This window comes from Cellulomonas sp. URHD0024 (assembly GCF_000426185.1).
GTDB lineage: Bacteria > Actinomycetota > Actinomycetes > Actinomycetales > Cellulomonadaceae > Cellulomonas.
Map to the genome: position 1 here is coordinate 152,956 of NZ_AUEW01000004.1, position 23,131 is coordinate 176,086.

Sequence of the window (23,131 nt, forward strand, 5' to 3'; positions counted from 1 at the left end):
CACTTCTGTCTAGCGATCCTCTCGCACATGTCGGTCGATACGTGTCATTAGTTCGCTTGCCTGCACCGCGATGTCCTCGTCCTCGAGCCAGCACTCGCACAGTGCACGGAGCAGCGCGTGTTCGGAGGCGTTGAGTGTTCGCGCGAGTGCCTGCAGGAGGTATTGATGATCCAGAGCGGACACCGAATCGAGCCCAATTCGCACCTCACCTGCACTTCTATCGAGGCGAGACGCCACGGACGCTGGCCTCTGTCTGGCGGCCGCCAAGAGTTCGTCCTCGGGCCCGCGCGTACCAGGTAGACAGGCGATCCAAGCATGAGGGGCGGACAGCGACAAGCGCTGGTCGCCATCAACGACACCGAGGCACTCCATACCTCTCAGGCCCGGCCCTAGGCGATCCGCCATGAACTTCACGGCTGCCGCATCGCCGACAGCGACCACCTCGCACGTTGAGGGCCAACGCCAGCCGAGCAGGCTCGCAAGCTCGGCCACCAACCGGGCGGCCAACGCGTCCTCGACGAGGACAATAGATTGGATAGAGCGAGGAACCGCCAGGTAATCGTACGCGACTTCCAGGCTCGACGGGGGCTCCAGAATAAAGCCGTCACTTGACCTGGTCATGAGCAGGAGGTTCTCAGCTCCGAAGCGCCCGATAATGTCGGGCGAGTGCGTCGCGACAATCAGTTGAACTTGCTGCCGTACGGCAAGCCGGGACAACTCATCGGCCAATGCCCGATGATTGGCGGAAGCTATCAGTGTCTCCGGTTCATCGAGCAATACCGGACCCGTCTGCTCAAAGCGCAACGCGTAGCTGAGCATGTAATGAGCCCACAACTCTCCGTGGCTCATGTCAGCATTGGTGATCTCCGCGCCGTCTAGCGTGCCTCGCATGAGCGGACATTCCCCGGCGTCATCATCGGGATCGAAGTAGTACGTCGACAGGCTCTCGTACTGCTTCCCAAGCACTCGGCGCAGGCCCCGAAGATCATCGGCGGTGTGGTCTCGGAGTTTCACGGCGGTTCTATTCTCGTGATAGAAATCCCAGTCCTGGTTCAAGAAGACGTACTCCGAAAAGGCCGACAATGAACTCATGAGCCACGGTCGCGGGCGTGCATCGCCAAGTTCGGACCAAGCTTCCTGCTTCGACTCCCACGGAGACTCGAGATCGATCGTGCGCGTCTGTTCGCGGCCGTCCACAATGAAGGTGAGGGCCACCGAGCCCCGCAACCCGAACCGATCTCCTTGCCGTGGACGCACCTCCGGCCTCAGATTGTTGCCCTCCCACCCACCGAGTGCTGATCGGAGCAGCGTCAAGAACGCGCTCTTTCCACTGCCATGACGTCCCACGACGGCGAGCGTCGGTGGGACTTCGATCAGCTGGTCAGCAAACAGATCAGAGCCGCGGATCTCAACGCTGACTAGCGAGAATGGCGTCCGGACGGTTGTAAGGCGACGCCAGGCGCCTCGCACCGATGTGGGGAGGCCGAGTGCGACCGGGGAGCCCGGGCGCGGACCGGCGAGTGATGAATCCACGTAGGTGAACTTACCGACTCAGCACGTTGCGAGACGGTTGTCGTCGTCGCGGCGTCGTACATCGGTTCACCCGTACTGCGGTGCCGCGCCTGTTCGGCCTCGGCTTCGTCCCGTCTGATCCAAGTCATGGTCGCCACACGGGCTCTATTTGGACGTGGCTAGCGGGCGTTGAGGGCCGAGGCCGCCCGGCTCCGATGTCTCGAGCCCTAACGCAGGGCTGCGATCGAGAGGATGCGGCTCGGCGTGCTATGGAGGTCGGCCCCATGTGCGCGATTCGACTGCGCGCCAGGGCCGCCGGGTTGGAGGGCTGACGTTCGATGCTGCTCCTCCCGGTCGCCTCGCGTTGACGATGTCAACGAAGCGGCCGCAGATCGCTCGCCGGCGTCGCATAGCTCGTCGCAAATCTGCAGATCAGGCCCGCAGGAGTTGGCGTCGACAGCGGCCTTATCGCCTTCGATTCCCGCCACCTCCACGTATCGCGCGCCTCTGACCTGGGCAAATGCACGTTACGAACGTGCTAATGGTTGACGCCGTCAATGGCTCCGTCAACGCGCCGTCAACGGGGCGGCCGCCAAGCGACTCGCTTGAGTGCAACCCTGAGCTCGCCAAGGTCGTGGACCTCAGCGCCATCGACATCCCTGGTGGGTCGGGCCGGTCAGACCGGAGTGCGCCGTAGCGTCGCTTGAGCAAGTGCCGTGGCCATCGGTCCGAACTCGGCGGGCGAGCGTGGCTCGTCGGCTGGCTTATCCAGGGACCGCAGAAGCGCCAGGGCGCCGAGTCGGACGAGCGAGTGCCAGTCCGGCGCCGAGCGGTCCCTCTGGCGCCATCCGAGGTCGGCGAGCGTCGAGGCGATCTGGTCGTAGGGGACCGCGCGCCCGCTGGTTGCGGCGATGTGGGCGAGGGTCACGAGTGTGGCCTCTTGGGCGAAGCCGTGGGCGGGTACCAGCTTGGCGGCGAGGGCAGCCCAAAGCGCGGTGGGATCGCGCTGTGCAGCTGCGCCGAGACGGGTGAGAAGCAGTCGCCCGCGGTACTTGCGCAGCAGGCCGGCAGATTGCAGCCACGTCCGAAACTCCAGCACGGGGACGGCGAGGACCTCGCGGTTGTTCTTGCCGATCCAGCTGCGCATCGCCGGGAGCACCAGGCTGGCGGCCGCGACGTCGTCTGGCTTGAGGTATCCCGCGGCGGTCAGGGGGATGCCGCCGCCGCGGGCACGGTCGAGGAACCAGCGGATGGCGCTCGTTGCAGCGGTGATCTGGTCGGTGTTCGGGGTCTGCGGCCGGGGTGAGTCGGCGAGCAGGGCGACGAACTGCGGTGTGCCGCGTAGACGGGTTGCGAGAGCCACGATTTCTGCGGTGAAGCCGAGGTCCGGCAGGTGCAGGACCGGGTCATCGAGTGCCCGGTTGACCTCGCCGAGGTTGAACACGGTCGGCATCGAGCCGTCCTCGCCCGGCATGGAGCCTTCGCCGTCGACGCAGACCGCGGGCCGTGCTCCGGTGGGCGCCTCGAGCACGTGGGTGAGGCGGAGCTCAAGGTTCCACGAGTCGCCGTAGTCGTACACGTACCGCAGGGTGTCGCCCGGAGTCTGCAAGACCTCATCAACGCGGACGGCATCGGTTGGCGTCCCCTCGTCCTCGCCCCTCCTCGACGTCTTCCGGGCACAGGAACAGTTCGCTGCGCGGGTCGAACGGGCCCCCTCCCAGCGCGAACCGGTACAGGTGCGAGTCGGACCATCCGAAGGCGGCCTGCAGCGCGAGGTGCACCGTCGCCAACGTGGTGTCCGAGCGAAGGTCCAGCGTGCGCACTATCGGCGTCTCGGTGTTGATCAGCTCCACGCGGACACGCAGGATCCGGCTGTCGTCCAGCGGCGCGCGGCGCAGGGTTTCCCGATCGTCGACGGACCCCAGATCGCGCAGGCCGTCCAGGTCCTGGCCGCCGGTCACGGCCTCGAAACAGCGGCGCAGCTCGTGCTCGTCGGAATCCGTCACCGAGGCAGGCTACCGGCGCGCCGCTGACGAGAATGAGGTCAAGCGAACGCGCTCGCGACTGCGCGGGTAGGTCTGGGGGACACGCGCGCGGTATTGGTTCGGCAACAAGACGTGAATTTAGCTGGTGATGTCCGGCGTCGGTCGACCGCTGAGTCCGGTGCGCAGCGCGCGGAGCGCGGGTGCCGGGTCGACGACCGAGGTCGGCATGTCCGCAGCCAGTCGCGCGAGGTTGTCGTCGTCCACGAGTGCGAGCACCTGTGGAGCCGCGGAGCCGAGGAGCTCGAACATCTCGTGACCGAGGCGGTGCGCCGCTGCAAGGTCAGGATCGAACTCGTAGGCCTCGAGCAGCGCGACGCCGGTCGCGTAGAGGTCGTCGAGCAGTGCGCCGGTCGTGGTCCATCCGATGATCGTCTGCAGATCGACCGCGTCGCGTCGGGTCTCGAGTCGCCGGTCCGACCACGCGATGAGCTTCAACGTCACAAGCCCCGCGACAGAGGGGACCCGCACCGTCGTGCCACCCGGGAGCAACGCCGGAAGGCTCGCGGCGTGCGCTTCGCGCAGACCGAGCGTGTTCATTGCGCTGCCGTCGCCCCAGTCGATCACGCGTCCGCTCGTCTCGAGGTCGCCGAACGGGACGACGTCAACGTGCGTGCCCGAGACGAGAAATGTGTGCCGGCGCCGGCCGACGCGTTCCAGGTCTGACGTCAGTGCCTCGAAGGCCTGCCAGGACGGAACTGCGACCGCGATGTCGACATCCGCAGTGGCCCGGGCCGGGGGAGTGCCAGCGATCGCGACGGACAGGATGTCGCGCGCCGTCGCACCGATCACCATCAGCGGGACGGAGTGGCTGCCAGCGGTCTCTTGCAGCATCGCCAGCACCTGGCCGGCGACCGCGATCCTAGAGTCGGTCGAGCTCGACAAGTCGATCGTCGACACGGCGGATCCTCTCTGCATGCTCGCGTTGTCGCGGATCGCCCGACGACACCAGATCGGCGTAGATGAGCGGTGAGGGAACGAGCGGACTCGTGTCCTGCGGGCGACGCCAGAAGCGCCGGCGCAGATGGATCGACCCGGCGTCGTCGTCGCGGCGCATCTTGTATCGCGCGACCAGCGAAGCCGGGACTCCGCCTAGATAGAACGTCGCGCTCGTCGGATACAGGTGGGGGTCGATCCTGCTCGCGGCGCGCTCGCCACCCAGTTGCGCGCCCTCGGCTTCCAGGTCGACCTCCAACTCGGCGAGTCGGTCGGGTTCGTCCAGGGTGAACGATGCGATCGGAAGGCGTCGCGCGAGGTTGATGGTGTAGGCCTCGGCCCATCGGTCGAGGAGCTCGCCGGCACGGTTCAAGCTCCGGCCGGCCGAACCGTCGCGCAGGTACCCAGCAGTAGTGAGCTCGAGCATCACGGTATGCACTGTGCCGACGGCCGCGCCGCTGACGGTCGCGATCTCGCGCACCGGTTTCGCCGCGAGCTCCGGCCAGGCGAGCAGAGCGAAGACGACCATGGTGCCGGTGCGCGTGAACGCTCGTGCCGCGGTCGCGTCGCGAGGTCGCGCGGTCGTGGCCGTCCTGGGGCGGCGACCACGAACGTCGACGAGCATGCCGTCCCACGCGAGCCTCATGTTGCCGGCGGCATCGGCATGGTCGACGCCGCGAGCGGTCAGGATCTCGGCGACCGAGTCGGAGATGTACGGTGCGATGAGCAGCAGGGGGCGTTCTGGCGGCAGAGCGATGGCCGTTGCGACACGGCGGTCCAAGCGACCCGTCTTCAGCACCGTCGGGTACTCGACCCGACCGCGCGCGCCGGTGTCGAGGCTGAGGCGAAAGTCGGCGATCGAGGTCTGAGGCTCGGCCGGTGTGAGCGTGACTCTCACGCCGACGTCGCGGAGAGCCTGGGTAACGTCGGCGATCACCGTGTTCAGGTTCTCATCGTGTTCATCCTGAATGAACATGGCCCAATAATGAACGCAAGGGCTTGATCGTGCAACCCCTGTAGACCAGTGGAGCGTCGGCGCGGTGCCACCCTTGGATCCTGCGCACGGACGCTCGTCGCGCTCCGGGAGTCGTCGTGACGACGAGTACAACCTTGCTGTGGACGCACGCCGCACGGTCGCGTTGACCGACGGATCCGCGATCGCACACGTGCAGATCAGACGTTCGCGATCGCCCGTCGGGACTGGCGGAATCGCTTTCGATTCCCGACACCTCCACTACTGCTCTGACCTGCGGAAACGTTGGTCTTGCTGACCAGGAATGGCCATCCGTTGACTCGGGTGGCTATTTTGGCGAGCATCCGTGAGCGCCCGCGTCGCGATGCAGTCCGCGCCAGCGGGCTCTACCGAGTACTCATGCGCCAGCCGACGAATGTGGTCGACGGGTCCAGACGGGTTACCAGCCACACCGTTGAACGGACTATGTTCCGCGGGAACATCGACCTGCGGCCGCGCAAGGGGCACGCATCTGCCGGCTTCGACGTGTGACCCGGCGCTGTCTGTTCCCTTGCGGGTTGTCAGTGATGCGGTGTTCCGCGCCGGGCCTCGACGAGGGCGTGCCTGACGAACCTGCGCGCATGGTCGAGCATCTCGCCGTTCGACCGCACCCCTTCCCTCTGGCCGTCCGACCGCGGCGGTCGATAGTCCGGTTGGGCAAGGCTCAGCGAGGCGAGCGCCGACGCCGCGCGCGAGTAGACGGCACGGGCTGCGTCGGTGCACAGGAAGGACGTGATGCTGCTCGACTGGTCCCTCTTGCCGCCAGGTGACTCGAAGAAGTATCGCGATGTCGGGTCCGACTGCACCCCGGCCACGAACGCCAGGTAGGCGCGGTCGAGCTCCTCCATCGGCCCGAACCCAAACGCTGCGGCTGCCATAGGCTCCGGCGCCCAGTACTTGGGAGCGGGATGCGGTCGAGCGACGACCGTCGGGTGAGTCGTGGACGCGGGAGGAGGCTTCGAGAGGTTGTACAAGATGTTGCCCACGCGGTACTGACCTGGATCAGTCTGCAGGTACACCACACGCCCGCATGCCGCGAGAGTCATCATCCCGGAACACTGTGCGCACGACTCCAAGCTCGTGTAAATGGTCACACCGTTCATCGTGTTTCCGTACTTCACGAACTCAGCCTGCTCGGCGTCGAACCGTTGCCAATCGTTGTAGCTCTGGTTCAGCAAGAACAGGCGTCGGATGAGGCGAGCCTCGGCATGCTCGGCGGAGCTGTTGAAGATTTCGTTATGGTTGAACTCGAAGTCGAGGATCGATCCGTTCTCATCCACCGCGATACAGGCGATGTTGTGGCCCAGGTAGCGGTCGCCGAGCGCGTCGCCCGCGTACCTGCCGTCTTCGACCCGCTGGTTCTCGCGCCAGGGGTACCGCCCCAAGGCGCCAGACTTATTGCCGTTCCAGTACCCGTCGATCAACGCCATGACGACCAGCGAGGCGATCGTGAGACGCTCCGCCTCATCAACCGAGATCTGATGAGTCGGTGGTTCGACAAGCCTGCTGACCGGCGCGTCCCAGTACCGCGCGAGCATGGAGCCGGGCACGACGTCAGGCGGCAGAGCGCTCATCGGCTGCTACTCCTCAGCTGGTCGACCTGGTCGACCTGATCGCCCTGATCGACCTGATCGCATCGTCGCATCGTGCCAGCGGGCTGGCGAAGCGTCCAGCACACTGCGCCAACCCGGGCCGCGAGCTGCACCCTGGCGATCGACGAATACGCCGCAGACACAAAGCCTCCCGAGCTCCGCCGCTTCGTCCGTCGGCTGATCGCGAGGTACTCCACTCGGTACTGTCTCGCCCCGATCCTGATGGAGGCTCATTCCCCGCTATGGATGACTGTCATGGGGAGCGCCGAGGAGTACCGCGACGGGCTTCGGGAGCGGGCGATCCGGATGCCTGTGAACGGCCGGGAAAATGACCAGCGATGGGCAGTGCCTGGCCGAGTGCGAGCGAGAGAACCGGGACCTGCGCCGCGCGAACGCGATCTTGAGGTCGGCGTCGGCTCTCTTCGCGGCGGTGTCGTTGACACTCTGGATCAACCGTGACTGGCTCGGTCCGAAGGCACGATGCGGTTGGCCGCCCGCAGGCTGCCGCCGACGGCGCCCCTGCCCCGGCGATCCCCGGTCGATCACCGAGCAGTGCGGTCGCGGATCGGGTCGAGGAGGGCCTCGGCGGTCCACATGGCTGCGTCGGCAATGTCCCGTCCGCTCATGCCGAGCTCGCGTCGCATGGTCACCCACGTCGTCGACGAGTCGAGGTGGCACAGGGCGGCGACGAGCTGGCGTCGCTCGGGCGCGTCCAGCGAGGGCACCTCGTTGCGCAGCAACGCGTCGAACCGGTGCCGTTGCGGTGCGGGCTCTGACCCGTTGACGCCCCGCATCGCCGTCTCGGCGACGACATGGGCCAGCTCCGGGCGCCGGTCGTACGCCTCCATGGCCTCGCGGATCGCGAGGGGCACGTCGAAGATCGACTCCGAATCCTGCCGGGCGAAGATCGTGCCCTCGATCCACGCGGAGGTGGCCAGCAGGAGGTCGACCCGTGTCGCGTAGTACCGGAAGACCGTTCGCTCCCCGATTCCCGCGCGCGCGGCGATGAGCCGGAAGGAGACGTCGTCGGTGCCGACCTCGTCGATCAGCTCGGAGTACGCCGTGAGGATCGCCTTCTGGGTCGAGGTGAGCTCAGCGACGGGGTCCGACTCGAGCACTAGGTCGCCCAGCTCAGTTCCGGCGTCGTCGCGAGCACCTGGGAGAGGGCGCGATCGAAGGCGTCGAACGTCTCGTCGGCGTTCATGTCGAACCCGGCGCGCATCCGGGCCCAGAAGATCGGGGAGGCGAAGTAGCGCGCGGCCGCGGCGATGCGCTGCTTGTCGCGACGATTCAGCGTGGGTGCGGCCTCATCGAGCATGCGCACGATGGTGGCGGTGAGCGGCGATGCGGACGCTTCCGTCGTGGGCGACAGCGCGGCCCCGCGGGCGGCGACGAACGCGTAGGCCGGCTCGGCGCAGTAGCGGCGGAAACGGTCGCGCACGGCATCGCGGAACTGCTCCGGTGTGCCGAACTCCGCCAGTGGGAACCGTTCGGCCTCGATCCAGCGGGCCAGTGCCTCCAGCAGGTGCGACCGGGTCGGGAAGCGGCGGTAGATCGTCCGTTCGGAGACGGCGGTGGCCTCAGCGAGATCGAGATAGGTGATGTCCTCGAAGGTGCGCTCGCGAAGGAGTGCGACGGCACTCGTCAGGATCGCACCCGGGGTGTCGACCGGTTCTTCCACCACGAGTCCTTCCCCTCGGCACCGGAGACCGGGTCGGGATCCGGCGGAAGGAGGTAGCGGCCGGATCTGTCGAGCGTCAGTGCGAGCGAGGAGACGTACTGGATCTCACCGTTCGGGCCTGGCGTGGACGCCAGCATATCCGGTCGCTCGAAACGGTAGCCGGTGACATGGCAGCGCAGCCGCTCCGCGGACGGGTTGCCGTCCTCGTCCAGGATCGGCGTCGGGATGCCGTCGCTGCGGCGCCGCAAGTAGTACCGGCCGCGGGTGAGGATCGCCATGAGAGGCGTGACCACGACGGCGACGCCGATCGCGATGAGCACCGAGTAGGGCTGCATCCCCGGGCCGAGCAGCCCGAAGAAGCACACCAGCGAGAGCGCCGACGCGAGGGCGACCGAGGTGAGCCCGACCGGGTTCCAGCTGTGCAGCATCCCCCTGCGGAACTCCGGGAAGCGAGGGGAGATCTTCAGCACGTACTTGTTGATCACGATGTCGGCCGAGATGGTCACCAGCCAGGCCATCACCACGTTCGCGTACAGGCTCAGGACGAACGACATGAGGCTGAACACGTCCATGACCATGAGCGCGAGGGCGATGAGCAGGTTGAAGGCCACGAAGACCGATCGGCCGGGATAGCGCTTGCGCACCCGGCTGTAGACGTTCGACCAGGCCAGGGAACCCGAATAGGCGTTCGTCACGTTGATCTTGACCTGCGCGACGACGATCAGGACGATGACGAGCACCAGGGCGAGCCAGTCCGGGAACAGTGACTCGTACACGCCGAGGAACTGCTGGACCGGCTGCACCGCCCCGTCGCCGATCGTGGGATCGATCTTGACGACCAGGTAGGCCGCGAGGAACACCCCGATCACCTGCTTCGTGCCGCTGAACACGACCCAGCCGGGGCCGCTGAACAGGAACGCCGCCCACCAGGATCGTCGGTTGGCAGCCGTGCGTGGAGGCATGACCCGGATGTAGTCGATCTGCTCGGCGAGCTGCGGGGTGAGGGCGAAGCACACCGAGGCGCCAGCGACGACCGCACGGAAGGTGACGGCCCCGCCCGACTCGCCCGAGAACTCCAGGAACATGTTCACCGTTCCTGGCTGCGTCACCACGATCCAGACCAGCGGCAGGAGCGCCAGCGCGAGCCAGAGCGGGGTCGTCCAGAAGTGCAGTCGCTCGAGCGCCCGCATGCCGTAGACGACGATGGGGATCACGACGACCGTCGAGACGACGTAGCCGGCAGGCAGCGGCAATCCGATGGCTGCTTGCAGACCCTGCGCCATGATCGCGCCCTCGAGGGCGAAGAAGATGCAGGTGAAGCAGCCGAAGATGATGGTGGTGATGATCGACCCGTAGTACCCGAAGCCGGATCCGCGCGCGATCAGGTCGAGGTCGAGGTTGTACCGCGCAGCGTAGAACGCCACCGGTAACCCGACCGCGAAGATGATGACGGACGCCAGCGCGATGCTCAGCACAGCGTTCGTCGTCCCGTGCGCCAGCCCGACGCTCGCCCCGATGGAGAAGTCCGCGAGGAAGGCGATGGACCCGAGCGCGGTGCCCCCGACGGCCAGGGCGCTCCAGCGTCGGAACGAGCGGGGCACGAAGCGGAAGGCATAGTCCTCAAGACTGTCCTCGGCGGCTGCGCGCGCGTCATCCGCTCGATCCACCCATTCCACCTCCACCCTGCGCGATGTCCGTACTCTGTCGACGGCGTGTTTCGCGCGTGTTGCCGTCAGGACTCGATCAGGCTCAGATCACCATCGCGTCGCGTACGGCACCCAGGGAGGCCCTGCCGCCGAAGCCCGTCTGCGTCACGCGGCCGGAGGCGAGCACGACGTACTTCTCCGCGGCCTCGAGAGCGAAGCCGATGTGCTGCTCGACCAGCAGCACGCTGAGACCACCCTCGGCCAGGTCCATGATCGTCGCCTCGATCTCGGCGACGATGGTGGGTTGGATGCCCTCGGTCGGCTCGTCGAGGATGAGGAGCTTCGGTTCGGTGATCAGCGCCCGGGCGATGGCGAGCTGCTGGCGCTGGCCACCGGAGAGCAGCCCGGCCTTCCGGGTGGCGAACTGTGCGAGCGCCGGGAACCGCTCCAGCATCTCGGCGATCTTCGCCCTGCCGTTGCTGCGGCCGTCGGCGACGAGCTGAAGGTTCTCCATCGTCGTCAGCTGCCCGAAGGACTGCTGGCCCTGGGCCACGTAGGCCATCCCGCGCTGGACGCGACGGTGAGGTGCCAGCTGGGTGACGTCCTCGCCGTCGAACAGCACAGTGCCGTGGGTCGGGCGGACGAGGCCGATCGTGGCGCGCAGCAGCGTGGACTTGCCGGCGCCGTTGTGGCCCAGGACGGCGACCACCTTGGCGGACCCAGGGATCGACACCCCGTACAGGACGCTGGTGCGGCCGTAGCCGGCGTGCACGTCGATGATCTCCAGCATCAGTCGGCCTCCTTGGTGGTCGAGATTGCCCCCGTGGTGCCGAGGTACACCGCCTGCACGCGCGGATCGGCCTGCACCTCGGCGACCGAGCCCTCGCTCAGCACCCGTCCCTGGTGCAGCACGGTCACCCGGGTGGCGAACCTGCGCATGAAGTCCATGTCGTGCTCGACCACCACCACCGCCCGGTCCTCCGCGACCCTCCCGAGCAGCTCCCCGGTGGCGGTGCGTTCGTCCTGGCTCATGCCCGCGACCGGCTCGTCGAGGAGCAGCAGCTTCGCGTCCTGCACCAGCAACATCGCGATCTCCAGCCACTGCTTCTGGCCGTGGGACAGGATCCCCGCCGGCGTCTCCCGCTCCTGCTGGAGACCGGACTGGTCGAGCGCCCGCTCGATCGCTGGGTCGATCCCGCGTCGGGCACGCAGCAGGGAGAGTGCCGACCGGTGCAGGCCCGCGGCGATGTCGAGGTTCTGGAGCACGGTGAGCTCCGCGAACACGCTTGCGGTCTGGAAGGTGCGACCGACACCGAGCCGGACGATCTTCTCGGCGGGCGTGCCGAGCAGCTCCGTGCCGCCGAGCGTCGCCGATCCGGTCCCAGCGGACAGGCCGGTGACGGCGTCGATGCACGTCGTCTTGCCCGCGCCGTTCGGGCCGATGAGGAAGCGGACCTCCCCGGGGTGCGCGTCGAACGAGACGCCGTCCACGGCGACGAACCCGTCGAACTCGACCCGCAGGTCGGTGACCACCAGCGATCCGTCAGTGACGCTCACCGGAGCACCACCTCCGGAACGGCGACGGGTGCCGGACGTGGGCGGCGCCTCACGCTCCAGACCCTGCTGAACACCGACGCCAACCCTCCCGGGATGAAGAGGGTCACGAGGATGAAGAGGAGACCAAGGACATAGACCCAGCCGCCGGGCCAGGTGGAGCCGAGGCTCGACTGCCCCCACCCGACCGCGATCGCTCCCAGTGCCGGCCCGAACAGCGACGCCCGGCCGCCGAGGGCGACCCCAGCGATCATCAGGATCGATGCCGAGGCTCCGAGCTCCGCGGGGGTGATGATGCCGACGATCGGCACGAACATCGCCCCGCCGACTCCCGCCATCACGGCCGCGACCACGTAGGCGACCAGTTTCACGTCTGCCGGGTCGTAGCCGAGGAACCTCACCCGCTCCTCGGCGTCCCGCGTCGCCACCAGCAGTTCGCCGAGGCGGCTCCGGCGAAGCTGCCACGCCACCAGCAGGCACACGATCAGCAGCGAGGCCGCGATCGCATAGACCATCAGCTTGTTCGTGTCGTCGCTCAGGGTGAAACCGAAGAAGTACTTGAAGTCGCTGAGCCCGGTGTCACCCCCGGTCTCCCGGATGGTGGAGCTGATCAGGACGGCCAGTGCCACCGCGAGGGCTTGGCTGAGGATGGCGAAGTAGGCACCTTTGACCCGGCGCTTGAAGAGGGCGTAGCCGAGGACCGAGGCGACGATCGCGGGGAGGAAGGCGATGGCGAGCAACGTGAAGAGCTCACTGCGGAACGGCTCCCAGAATGCCGGGAGGTCTCCGAGGGGGTCGTAGAGGATCATGAAGGTCGGGAGCCTGCCGGGCCCCGCGGTCTCCAGCGTCAGGTGCATCGCCATGCAGTACGCGCCGAGCCCGAAGAAGACGCCCTGGCCCAGGACCAGCATCCCGCCGCGACCCCAGGCCAGGCCGATGCCGACGGCTGCCATCGCCAGGCAGCAGTACTTCCCGAGGTTGTTGATCCAGTGCATCGAGAGCGTCGCGGGTACGACGAGCAGCAGGAGGACGGCGAACACCCCGATGCCGATGAGGGGGAGCCACGGTCGGACCTTGGTCATGTCAACCCTCTCGTGCGCACGGTGAAGAGGCCCTGGGGACGGAACTGGAGGAAGACCACGACGAGCACGAAGGTCAGTACCTGGGCCATGCTGCCCGTCGTCCAGTCCGCGAAGAACGCCAGCGAGACGCCCACGCCCCAGGCGGCGATCACGGTGCCCTTGATCTGCCCGATGCCGCCGGCGACGACGACGAGGAAGGCCGGGATGATGTAGCGCGTGCCCATCTGGGAGTTGGTGCCGCCGATCAGGGATGCCGCGACGCCGGCGACGCCGGCCAGGCCCGATCCCACGAAGAAGGTGATCCGGTCGACGGTGCGCGTGTTCACGCCGCTCGTCTCGGCCAGGTCGCGGTTCTGCACCGTGGCGCGGATCCGCCGGCCGAACGACGTGTACCTGAGCCAGGCAGCCAGCGCGGTCACGCAGAGGATCGCGAGCACGATGGTGAACACCTGGCGCAGCGGCCACTCGTAGCCGAGGACGTCGAGCTGGCCGTCCAGCCAGCTCGGCTTCTCCACCGGGACGCCCTGTGCCGGGAAGATCTGGAGGGCGATCTGCTGGAGGATCAGGCTCACCCCGACGGTGACGAGGAGGGTGTCGAGAGGCCGCTTGTACATCCATTGGATGATGCCGACCTCGAGCAGAAGGCCGAGGAGCCCCGCCCCCAGGAACGCCAGCGGCAGCGCCACGGGGATCGAGATGTTGCTGGAGGTGATGACCAGCTGGGTGAGGTACGCGATGAAGGCGCCCGCCATGATGAAGTCCCCGTGGGCCATGTTGATCACCCCCATCTGCCCGAAGGTCAGGGTGAGTCCGAGCGCCGCGAGCAGGAGCAGTGCACCCGCCGCGCTGCCGTTCAGCAGCGGCGCGATCAATGCGTCCACGTGGGGTCTCCCTCCGTGCGGTGGGTGGGGTGGTGGGTGAGCAGAACCCCTCGGAGCGCGGGGGCCCGTGCCGTAGGGCACGGGCCCCCGCGTCCGGTGGGTCCCGCCGGACGCGCAGGCTGCCGGCTAGGTGCTGGTGATCAGCCCGCCGCAGCCACGAGGGCGTCGCGGACGTCGGCCGGGAACCAGTCCGACTTCTTGAGGTACGGGTCCGGCTCGATCGGGGCGTCCGACGACCAGACGATGTCGAACTGGTTGTCGGCGTTGATCTTCCCGATGTGACCCACCTTCGAGATGTGGTGGTTCTCCCCGTCCAGGGCGACCGGGCCCTCGGGTGCGTCGATCGTGATGCCGCCGGCCGCGGCAGCGGCGTTGATGTCGTCGACCTCGAACGAGTCGGCCTTCTCCACCAGGGCCTTGTAGAGGTACAGCGAGATGTAGGCCGCCTCCATCGGGTCGGAGGTCACCCCGCTGCTTCCGGGGTAGGCCTTCCAGTCCTCGATGAACTTCGCGTTCGCCGGGCTCTCGATCGACTGGAAGTAGTTCCACGACGCGTAGTTGCCCGTGACCTCGTGACCCATGGACGGCGCCTCCTCCTCGGCGATCGAGACCGAGATGATCGGGGTCGTCGCCGGGGTGAGCCCGGCGTCGTAGTAGGCCTTGATGAAGCCGACGTTGGACGAGCCGTTGATGGTGTTGAAGATGAAGTCGGGCTTCGCTTCGGCGATCTTCGCCACCTGGGTGGTCCAGTCGTCCTTGTCGAGCGGCACGTACTCCTCACCGACGATCTTGATGCCGAGCTCCGCCGCGTACAGCTTGATGATCGCGTTGGCCGTCCGCGGGAACACGTAGTCCGACCCGGCCAGGAACAGGGTCTTCACACCCTGGGAGGCGAGGAAGTCCATCGCCGGGAGGATCTGCTGGTTCGTGGTGGCGCCGGTGTAGTAGATGTTCGGCGACGACTCGAGACCTTCGTACTGGACCGGGTAGAAGAACAGACCGTTGTTCTCCTCGACGACTGGCTTGACGGCCTTTCGGGAGGAGGAGGTCCAGCCGCCGAAGATCGCGCCGACGCAGTCCTGGGTGAGCAGCTTGTCGGTCTTCTCGGCAAACGTCGGCCAGTCGGTGGCGCCGTCTTCCTGGACGTACTCGATCTTCTTGCCGAGGATGCCGCCGTCAGCGTTGATCTCGTCCGCAGCCATGTGCAGCACGTTGGAGACGGTCTTCTCCGAGATCGCCATGCCGCCGGTCAGCGAGTTGAGGAAGCCGAGCTTGATGGTGTCTCCGGAGGTGTCGATGCAGCTCGTGGAGGTGGCGGTCGCTCCGGGCTCCGCCGTGCTGTCGGCGCGGTCGCCACAACCGGAGAGCGCGAGCGCAGTGATCGCGGCGAGCGCGCCTGTGGCGGCCACGACCGTCGTGCCGCGCCGTCTGCTGGTGATGCGCATGGAGAACTCCATTCGAGGGGGTGTGATGCGAGTCCGGGCAGGATCGGTTTCAGGGCCGAGAATCCGCGACGACCGCGATCCGGTCCGAGTGCCGGGTGCGCGTTGCCGCGGTACTGCCGAGCGAGCCGTCGTTGCGGCAGACGACTCGACCAAGCCCAGCCGCCGCCAGGATCCTGTCGGCTGCTGCGATGACACACCTTGAGTCGCTGGCATTGCCCTGCCATTGCTGAGGCGTGTCGATCGCGTTAAATGTCCGCCCGGAACAGGCGCTTGGCCCGAGTTCGGTCATCGCGCATGGCACACTTCTGACACCCGGCCGGGCACCGGCGGGTGATGCGATGTCAGCGAACCGGCGCAGCCGAGCGGAGGCCTCATGCACTTCACACCAGCGGAGACGGAGAAGCTGCTCCTCGCCGTCGCCGGCATGGTCGCGCGCGATCGGCTCGCCCGCGGTGTCCCGTTGAACCACCCCGAGGCCACCGCCCTCATCGCGACCTGGGTGCTGGAGGGTGCCCGCGAGGGACGCGGCGTCGCCGAACTCATGTCCGCCGGCCGCGGCGTCCTGCGTCGCGAGCAGGTTCTGCCCGGCGTTCCCGAGATGCTCGTCGACATCCAGGTCGAGGCGACGTTCCCCGACGGTCGCAAGCTCGTGACGATCCACCACCCCATCGACTGAAGGGCCGATCGTGGCGCACGCATCCAGCACGGGTCCCGGTTCCTCCCGCATCCAGCCGGGCGAGGTCGAGCTCAACGCCGACCGCACGGCGGCCGAGCGGATCCGCCTGGTCTTCCTCAACACCGGCGACCGGCCCATCCAGGTCGGCTCCCACATCCACCTGCCTGACGCGAACAGCGCCCTCGACTTCGATCGTGCCGCCGCGCACGGGTTCCGCTTCGACATCCCGTCGGGCACGTCCCAGCGCTTCGAGCCTGGTGCCTCTCGCGAGCTCGACGCCGTCGCGATCCGCGGCAAGCGGGTCGTGCCGGGCATCCAGATCCGCTCCGACGGGACGGGTGCCCTCTGATGGTGTGGATCGACCGCTCCCGCTACGCCGCCATCTACGGGCCGACGACCGGCGACCAGGTGCGGCTCGGCGACACCGACCTGTGGATCGAGATCGAGGAGGATCGCACGTTCGGCGGAGAGGAGGCGGTCTTCGGCGGGGGCAAGTCCATCCGTGAGTCGATGGCGCAGGCCACGACCTCGCGCGCCGACGGCGCGCTGGACACCGTCATCACCAACGCGATCATCGTGGACTGGTGGGGTGTCATCCGGGCGGACATCGGCATCCGCGACGGGCTGATCGTCGGGATCGGCCATGCGGGCAACCCGGATGTCAGCGACGGCATCGACATGGTGATCGGTCCGTCGACCGACGTCATCTCCGGTGAGGGCCGCATCGTGACGGCCGGTGCGATCGACTCGCACGTGCACCTCATCTCGCCCTCCCAGATCCACGAGGCGCTGGCAACGGGCATCACCACGATCATCGGTGGCGGCACGGGCCCCTCCGAGGGGTCCAAGGCCACGACAGTCACCCCGGGTGCCTGGCACCTCACGACGATGCTGCGCGCCCTCGACCCCCTGCCTGTCAACGTGCTCCTCCTGGGCAAGGGCAACACCGTCTCGGCGCAGGCCTTGCGCGAGCAGGCTCTCGCGGGTGCCGGCGGGTACAAGATCCACGAGGACTGGGGCGCCACGCCGGCGGCCATCGACGCCGCGCTGCGGGCAGCCGACGAGTGGGGCCTCCAGGTAGCCCTGCACTCGGACTCCCTCAACGAGGCCGGCTACGTGGACTCGACCCTGCGCGCCATCGCGGGCCGCTCGATCCACGCGTTCCACGTCGAGGGAGCGGGCGGCGGGCACGCTCCCGACATCCTCACGATCGCCGGTCTGCCGCACATCATCCCGGGGTCGACCAACCCGACCCTGCCCCACACCGTGAACACGGTCGCCGAGCACCTCGACATGCTGATGGTCTGCCACCACCTGAACCCTGCGGTGCCCGAGGACCTCGCCTTCGCGGAGTCTCGGATCCGCGGGACCACGATCGCGGCGGAGGACATCCTGCACGACATGGGTGCGCTCTCGATCACCTCCTCGGACTCGCAGGCGATGGGACGCATCGGCGAGGTCATCACCCGCACCTGGCAGGTCGCCCACGTGATGAAGGATCGGCGCGGCGCACTGGGCGGCGGTCTGCCCGCGGACAACGAGCGCGTCCGTCGGTACGTCGCGAAGTACACGATCAACCCGGCGATCGCGCACGGCATCGACGCCGACATCGGCTCCGTGGAGGTCGGCAAGCTCGCCGACCTCGTGCTCTGGGACCCGCGGTTCTTCGGAGTGCGGCCGGCGGTGGTGATGAAGGGCGGCGCACTCGTCTGGGGCGCGCTCGGCGACCCCAACGCGTCGATCCCCACGCCGCAACCGGTTCTGATGCGGCCGGCGTTCGGCCACGCCATCGGGGCCGACCTCTCGTTCGCGTACGTCTCCCCGGCAGCGATCGACGCCGGGCTGGGCGACGAGCTCGGCCTGAGGCGCCGACTGCGCGCGATCGCACCGACCCGCGCGATCGGCAAGGCGGACCTGAAGAACAACTCCGCGCTCCCGCAGATCGCGGTGCGCCCGGACACGTTCGAGATCTCCATCGACGGGGAGCTCGTGGTACCCGCACCGGCCGTGTCCCTGCCGCTCACCCAGCTCTACAACCTCTTCTGACCTGCATGACCCCCTCCGCCGGAACCGTCGCGATGATGCTCGCGGACGCACGCCTGCCCAGCGGCGGGCACGCGCACTCCTCGGGGATGGAACCTGCGCTGCTCGGCGGGATGCCACCGGCGGCCTCGGCGGAGTTCTTGGCGCTGCGCGCGCGAACCACGGCGCTCGTCGACGCAGGCACGGCGGTGGCGGCGATGCGCGCTGTGCTCGACGGGTCTCTCATTCAGGGGTCCGGGCTCGCCGCGGTCGAGACGGCCTGGGCGGCGCGTACCCCGAGCCTCGCGATGCGGACCGCCTCGCGCGATCTCGGCCGGGGGCTGCTGCGCCTCGCCCGGCGCATCTGGCCGACAGCTGAGGGGATCGACGCGCTCGGCGGCGCTCCTGCACGGCCCCTGGTGCTCGGGGTGATCGCCGCGGAGGTCGGGATGGGGGCGGAGGACCTCGTGCGCCTCGCCGTGTACGACGACATCGCGAGCGCGGTCGCCGCCCTGCTCAAGCTCGACCCGCGCGATCCGGTCGACGGAGTCACCCTGGTGCTCGGCGCCTGCGCCTCCGTCGAGCCGCTTCTCGCCCCGGTGGCCGGGATCTGGTCACCTGACGACATCCCCTCGCTCGCCGCGCCGCAGGCCGAGGCGTGGGCCGAACAGCACGCCGCAACACACAGGAGGCTCTTCCGTGGCTGACGAATCCACTACTCGTGCACGCGCGCTCCGGCTCGGGGTAGCCGGCCCCGTGGGCACCGGCAAGTCGACGCTCATCGCGACGATCTGCCGGGCACTCGCCCTCGAGCTCCGGCTCGGCGTGATCACCAACGACATCTACACCGACGAGGATGCGCGGTTCCTGCGGTCGGCTGGCGTGCTCGAACCGGAGCGCATACGCGCCGTCGAGACCGGCGCCTGCCCGCACACCGCCATCCGTGACGACATCACAGCCAACCTCATCGCCGCCGAGGACCTCGAGCGTGACTTCGCCCCGTTGGACGTCGTGCTCATCGAGTCCGGAGGCGACAACCTCACGGCGACGTTCTCCCCGGCCCTCGTCGACGCACAGATCTTCGTCCTCGACGTGGCCGGGGGTGGCGACGTCGCTCGCAAGGGCGGCCCGGGGATCGGTCGCGCCGATCTCCTCGTCGTGAACAAGACCGACCTCGCGCCGTACGTGGGTGTCGACGTGCCGCTCATGGTCGCGGACGCCCAGGCAGCGCGCGACGGCGGCGCCGTTCTCGCCCTGTCCCGCCAGGACGCGGCCTCGATCGCCACCCTGCGGGCGTGGGTGCTCGGCATGCTCGCGGCGCATCGCTCCGGCACCCACGTGCCCCAGGACCCGGGACCGATGGCACCGCACTTCCACGCCGACGACGACGGCGGCCACGTGCACGATCACTCGAACGGGCAGCACCATGACCACGCTGGCGACCACGCCCACGGCTGAGCCGACGCGAATCAGTGTCCACCCCGGTGAGACGCGCGTCCGCGTCGGACTCGTCACGGGCCCGCTCGCCCCGCGGCTGATCGACCGCGGAACCTCCTCGGCGACGGTGGCCATCGCGGCCGCGCAGATGCTTCTGCTCGACGGCGACGCCGTGCTGATCGAGATCGAGGTCGGACCGGGGTGCACCCTCGACATCGAGGACGTCGGCGGCACCGTTGCGTACCCCGGCACCTCGTCGTGGGAGGTCCGTGCCCGCGTCGGAGCGGGCGGACGACTGCTCTGGCGAGGGCTCCCGTTCGTCGTGACCGCCGACGGCGACTCACGGCGTCGCACCGAGATCGTGCTCGGCCCCGGTGCCGCCGCGCTGATCCGGGAGACCCTCGTGCTCGGCCGTCACGGCGAGATCGGCGGCCGCATCGATGCCGGGCTCACCGCCACGCGCACAGGCCCGCTCCTGGTCGAGCGGTTGGTGGCTTCGGGCGCCTTCCCGGGTCCGGGTGTCCTGGGCACGCACCGCGTGATCGACTCCGTGATCGCCCTCGGCTACCGCCCGCCGACCGTCCCCGGCGACCTCGTGCTCGAGCAGCCCGGGGCGGTGGCCCGACGTCTCGGTCAGCACACCCACGCGTCAGATCTGGACGCGGTATGGGCGGCCTGGCGGGCGACGCTGCGGGAGGACGACGGCCCGCCATCGAATGTGCCCAGCACCGAACCCTGGACAGGAGACCGCGATGAGCCAGCTGACCGAGCTTCGGGGCGCACCTCGCCCTGAAGCGTTCGCGCGCACCCTGGCCCGCGCCGACCGCCGCAGCCTGATCGCGATGGGCACCGTCGTGCTCGCCCTGCACCTCGTCGGATTCGGTCTGCTGTTCGGCGTCGTGGTTCCCCAGCACCTGCCACTGGGCGGCGATCATCCGGTCTTCGGGGTGGGCGTCGGCCTGCTCGCCTACACGTTCGGGCTGCGGCACGCGTTCGACGCCGACCACATCGCGGCAGTCGACAACACGACCCGCAAGCTGCTCAACGACCGCGCCGTGGACCCGAACCTCCCGCGCCCCCTCTCCGTGGGCTTCTGGTTCTCCCTAGGACACTCATCGATCGTGCTCGGCCTGGCGGTGCTGCTCTCCTTCGGCGTCAGGAGCTTGGCGGGCCAGCTCGAGGTGGACGACTCGCGACTGCACGAGATCACCGGGGTCGTGGGCGCCTCCGTCTCAGGCCTGTTCCTGTGGGTGCTCGGCCTGGTGAACCTCGTGGCACTGGCTGGCATCGTGCGGGCCTTCCGCCACTTGAGGGCCGGCACCTTCGACGAGGCCGCGCTCGACCGCCATCTCGAACGCCGCGGCCTCATGAACCGAGTGCTCGGCGGGGTCACCCGCTCGGTGCGCAAGCCGTGGCACATCTACCCGGTGGGCCTCCTGTTCGGCCTCGGATTCGACACCGCCACCGAGGTCGGCCTGCTCGTGCTCGCCGGGGGTGTCGCGGCCTTCCACCTGCCCGTGTACGCGATCGTGGTGCTGCCGGTCCTCTTCGCCAGCGGCATGTGCCTGATGGACTCGATCGACGGCGTCTTCATGAACGCCGCCTACGGCTGGGCGTTCGGGCGCCCCGCGCGGAAGATCTACTACAACCTGACGGTCACCACGGTCTCCGTCGCGGTCGCACTGGTCGTCGGCACCATCGAGCTCGTGGGGGTCCTCGCCGATCAGACGGGCGCGAGCACAGGTCCGATGAGCGCGATCGGAGCCATCCCTCTCGACCACGCTGGATTCGTGATCGTAGGGCTCTTCCTGCTCACCTGGCTGGGCGCCGCCGCCTACTGGAGATGGGTCCGCTCCGAGAGTGGGCCGTCGACGACCGACACGGCTGGTAACTAGAGACTGCGAGGGGCGCGGATGCTTCGCCGTCATCCGTGTGGACTCCTGGTCGTCGACAACGTGCTTCTGATCGGTGGCACCATTGCCGACGACGTCGTCACCGTGGCGTGGGGCTTTGGACGACCCACTGCGGATCGGTGCTGGGGCGGGCGGCGTCGGTGAGGGGTTGGGGCATGCTCGGCTCGGCGTTCGCGCCCGCGGCCTGACGGGTGCCGGCGGATCGATGAGGAGTGGACCGTTGTGAATGCCGACCCGCAACCGTGGCAGAAGCAGAGTGAGGTGCTTCCGACGTTCTTCGTCGGTGTCTCCGCTCCGGCTCGCATCGATCGTGACGTCGCCATCGAGACCGTGCGACGCGCCGTGGATCTGGCTGCCGGGTGGGTCGGTGTGGACGTGACGTGGTCGACGTTCGTGTCTGTGGATGCGGACGACCCGGGCACGTCGATGAAGAAGATGACTCGACCCGGGCTCGACTGGGAGTTCGCGTCGTCGAGGCCCGGCATGGCGCAGACCATCAGCCTGACCGCCGTCTGCACGGAGCTGGAGCCGTTCCCGTGGCGCCCGGACCATGTGGTGGCCGAGGTGTCTGCCCGGTTCCCCGTGTTCGTGGCCGGTCAGGGACGCGAGGTCGGCCGGATGTCGGTGACGGTCTCGGTGCAGCGGTGGGCGATGTACGGCTCGGGCGAGAACATGCGCTGGATCGCGGGACCGGCCGGCCCGTGGGTGCAGCAGAGCACCGAGGTCATCGGCGCCGACAGCGGGTACGCGATCCTCGACCGCGTGCGGGCTTCGGACACCGAGAGCCCTCTCGAGCTCCACAGCACGGTCCCGGTGGCGGGCTTCGGCTCCGAGCCGGACCTGTGGGGGTTCGGGTGGGGGACGTTGCTGTCGCCGTCGCACCTGGAGCGGATCGGCGGGGTGGGTGTCCTGACCGGTGTCGCGGGTGCCGAGGTGCACGACCTGCCGGGCGGTCGGGTGTGGGTGACGTTGGGTGACGACCCGTCAGCGGTGACGGACGAGACGATGTGGGGCCTGCATGCGGCGTTGCAGCCGGCGTTCCCGGCGCCGCGCGTGCGCTGGGTCGCTTCGCCACGAGTGGCCGAGCCGCCGAGCACGGTCCAGGGGGTCCATGCTGCCTGGGGGGCGGACGCGGACGCCGCGCGCGCGGCGGGCAGGCTGCGCGGGGCGTTCGGACCGGTCGGGTTCACCGTGGAGGCCGCCGTCCCCGACGCGGTCGTGCAGTCCGCCACCGCGTTCTCGGGCGACCTGATCATGTTCGAGGGACTCGGGGCACAGGCCGCGGGAGCGTTGCTGGATCGTCTGCCCGCCGAGGTGCTCGACCACCGGGTCGGCCCGGGCCCCACCCTGCGGACGGCTCTGCGTGCCGCCGCGGGGCATCCAGGCGTCGTCCGGCTCACCGGCCATGCCGTCGGTCCTGCCCGTGAGGACGAGCGGGTGACGGTGGACGGGGTGCACATCTACGACGACCCGGTCTTGGCGCACCTCGGCGCGGGGGACCTGGACCGGGCCTGGCTACGGGTGCAGGAGCTCGGGATCGACGACGCCTCGGCAACGCCCGACGAGTTGCGCCCCCCGAGCACCCCGGACGCTCCCTGGACCGTGTGGTGGGACTGACGACCGACCCGCCGGACTGCCAGGCGAGGCGGTGAGCGTGCAGCTTCGCTGCCGGAGCGGTCGGGTCGACCACGCCACCAGAA

22 protein-coding genes are annotated in these 23,131 nt (G+C 68.5%); 8 read left to right on the forward strand and 14 right to left on the reverse strand.

All coding sequences use genetic code 11. The features are described from left to right. Positions 1-9 precede the first annotated feature (9 nt). The 14 genes from I847_RS0105870 to urtA all read right to left on the reverse strand — a co-directional run bounded on the left by I847_RS0105870 (position 10) and on the right by urtA (position 15,383). The gene (locus tag I847_RS0105870) at positions 10-1,533 is read right to left on the reverse strand and encodes an ATP-dependent endonuclease (protein WP_155856031.1); all 1,524 of its coding nucleotides are present in this window, start codon (positions 1,531-1,533) and stop codon (positions 10-12) included. A gap of 655 nt (positions 1,534-2,188) precedes the next feature. Further along, a complete protein-coding gene (locus tag I847_RS22165; protein ID WP_051274514.1) occupies positions 2,189-3,121 on the reverse strand; it encodes a hypothetical protein in 933 nt (310 codons plus the stop codon). A 7-nt stretch (positions 3,122-3,128) separates the two neighbouring features. Further along, positions 3,129-3,518, reverse strand: a complete 390-nt coding sequence (locus I847_RS27535; protein ID WP_051274515.1) for a hypothetical protein — start codon at positions 3,516-3,518, stop codon at positions 3,129-3,131. Positions 3,519-3,635: 117 nt separating this feature from the next. Next, the gene (locus tag I847_RS0105880; RefSeq protein ID WP_028048953.1) at positions 3,636-4,454 is read right to left on the reverse strand and encodes a nucleotidyl transferase AbiEii/AbiGii toxin family protein; all 819 of its coding nucleotides are present in this window, start codon (positions 4,452-4,454) and stop codon (positions 3,636-3,638) included. Continuing rightward, a complete protein-coding gene (locus I847_RS0105885) occupies positions 4,417-5,598 on the reverse strand; it encodes a type IV toxin-antitoxin system AbiEi family antitoxin (protein ID WP_231384105.1) in 1,182 nt (393 codons plus the stop codon). Before I847_RS0105885 ends, I847_RS0105880 begins: the two co-directional genes overlap by 38 nt. A gap of 425 nt (positions 5,599-6,023) precedes the next feature. Next, a complete protein-coding gene (locus I847_RS0105890; protein ID WP_028048955.1) occupies positions 6,024-7,076 on the reverse strand; it encodes a hypothetical protein in 1,053 nt (350 codons plus the stop codon). 560 nt (positions 7,077-7,636) lie between these two features. Continuing rightward, on the reverse strand, positions 7,637-8,212 hold the full coding sequence (locus I847_RS0105895; protein ID WP_028048956.1) for a TetR/AcrR family transcriptional regulator: 576 nt from the start codon (positions 8,210-8,212) through the stop codon (positions 7,637-7,639). After that, entirely contained in the window at positions 8,212-8,775 is a 564-nt protein-coding gene (locus I847_RS22175) for a TetR/AcrR family transcriptional regulator (protein ID WP_034609287.1), read from the reverse strand. The genes I847_RS0105895 and I847_RS22175 overlap by 1 nt, the downstream gene beginning before the upstream one ends. After that, the gene (locus tag I847_RS22180; protein ID WP_231384106.1) at positions 8,739-10,442 is read right to left on the reverse strand and encodes a cytosine permease; all 1,704 of its coding nucleotides are present in this window, start codon (positions 10,440-10,442) and stop codon (positions 8,739-8,741) included. The genes I847_RS22175 and I847_RS22180 overlap by 37 nt, the downstream gene beginning before the upstream one ends. 82 nt (positions 10,443-10,524) lie before the next feature. Then, entirely contained in the window at positions 10,525-11,211 is a 687-nt protein-coding gene (locus I847_RS0105910; protein ID WP_028048957.1) for an ATP-binding cassette domain-containing protein, read from the reverse strand. Next, positions 11,211-11,978 carry an urea ABC transporter ATP-binding protein UrtD gene (gene urtD, locus I847_RS0105915; protein WP_034609290.1) on the reverse strand — a complete coding sequence of 256 codons (768 nt, stop codon included), beginning with the start codon at positions 11,976-11,978 and terminating at the stop codon, positions 11,211-11,213. The genes I847_RS0105910 and urtD overlap by 1 nt, the downstream gene beginning before the upstream one ends. After that, positions 11,975-13,057 (reverse strand): urea ABC transporter permease subunit UrtC, encoded by a 1,083-nt coding sequence (urtC, locus tag I847_RS22185; protein ID WP_034609292.1) that lies wholly within the window; start codon positions 13,055-13,057, stop codon positions 11,975-11,977. Before urtC ends, urtD begins: the two co-directional genes overlap by 4 nt. Further along, positions 13,054-13,938, reverse strand: a complete 885-nt coding sequence (gene urtB, locus I847_RS0105925; protein WP_028048959.1) for an urea ABC transporter permease subunit UrtB — start codon at positions 13,936-13,938, stop codon at positions 13,054-13,056. The genes urtC and urtB overlap by 4 nt, the downstream gene beginning before the upstream one ends. 140 nt (positions 13,939-14,078) lie before the next feature. Further along, complete coding sequence (urtA, locus tag I847_RS0105930; protein ID WP_028048960.1) at positions 14,079-15,383, reverse strand: urea ABC transporter substrate-binding protein; 1,305 nt, start codon at positions 15,381-15,383, stop codon at positions 14,079-14,081. A gap of 373 nt (positions 15,384-15,756) precedes the next feature. Between urtA and I847_RS0105935 the strand changes: the two genes are divergently transcribed. The 8 genes from I847_RS0105935 (at position 15,757) to I847_RS25420 (ending at position 23,048) form a co-directional block, all read left to right on the forward strand. Next, on the forward strand, positions 15,757-16,059 hold the full coding sequence (locus I847_RS0105935; protein WP_028048961.1) for an urease subunit gamma: 303 nt from the start codon (positions 15,757-15,759) through the stop codon (positions 16,057-16,059). Positions 16,060-16,069: 10 nt separating this feature from the next. Beyond that, positions 16,070-16,408, forward strand: a complete 339-nt coding sequence (gene ureB, locus I847_RS0105940; RefSeq protein WP_028048962.1) for an urease subunit beta — start codon at positions 16,070-16,072, stop codon at positions 16,406-16,408. Continuing rightward, entirely contained in the window at positions 16,408-18,105 is a 1,698-nt protein-coding gene (locus I847_RS0105945; RefSeq protein WP_028048963.1) for an urease subunit alpha, read from the forward strand. Before ureB ends, I847_RS0105945 begins: the two co-directional genes overlap by 1 nt. A 5-nt stretch (positions 18,106-18,110) precedes the next feature. Then, positions 18,111-18,788, forward strand: coding sequence for an urease accessory protein UreF (locus I847_RS0105950; RefSeq protein ID WP_028048964.1), 678 nt, complete (start codon positions 18,111-18,113; stop codon positions 18,786-18,788). After that, complete coding sequence (gene ureG / locus I847_RS0105955; RefSeq protein WP_028048965.1) at positions 18,781-19,539, forward strand: urease accessory protein UreG; 759 nt, start codon at positions 18,781-18,783, stop codon at positions 19,537-19,539. Before I847_RS0105950 ends, ureG begins: the two co-directional genes overlap by 8 nt. After that, positions 19,508-20,311: an urease accessory protein UreD gene (locus tag I847_RS22190; RefSeq protein WP_051274516.1), complete on the forward strand. Its 804-nt coding sequence runs from the start codon at positions 19,508-19,510 to the stop codon at positions 20,309-20,311. The genes ureG and I847_RS22190 overlap by 32 nt, the downstream gene beginning before the upstream one ends. Next, positions 20,271-21,413, forward strand: a complete 1,143-nt coding sequence (locus tag I847_RS22195) for a HoxN/HupN/NixA family nickel/cobalt transporter (RefSeq protein ID WP_034609294.1) — start codon at positions 20,271-20,273, stop codon at positions 21,411-21,413. Before I847_RS22190 ends, I847_RS22195 begins: the two co-directional genes overlap by 41 nt. Before the next feature lie 279 nt (positions 21,414-21,692). Then, entirely contained in the window at positions 21,693-23,048 is a 1,356-nt protein-coding gene (locus I847_RS25420; RefSeq protein ID WP_155856033.1) for a hypothetical protein, read from the forward strand. Positions 23,049-23,131: the final 83 nt, after the last annotated feature.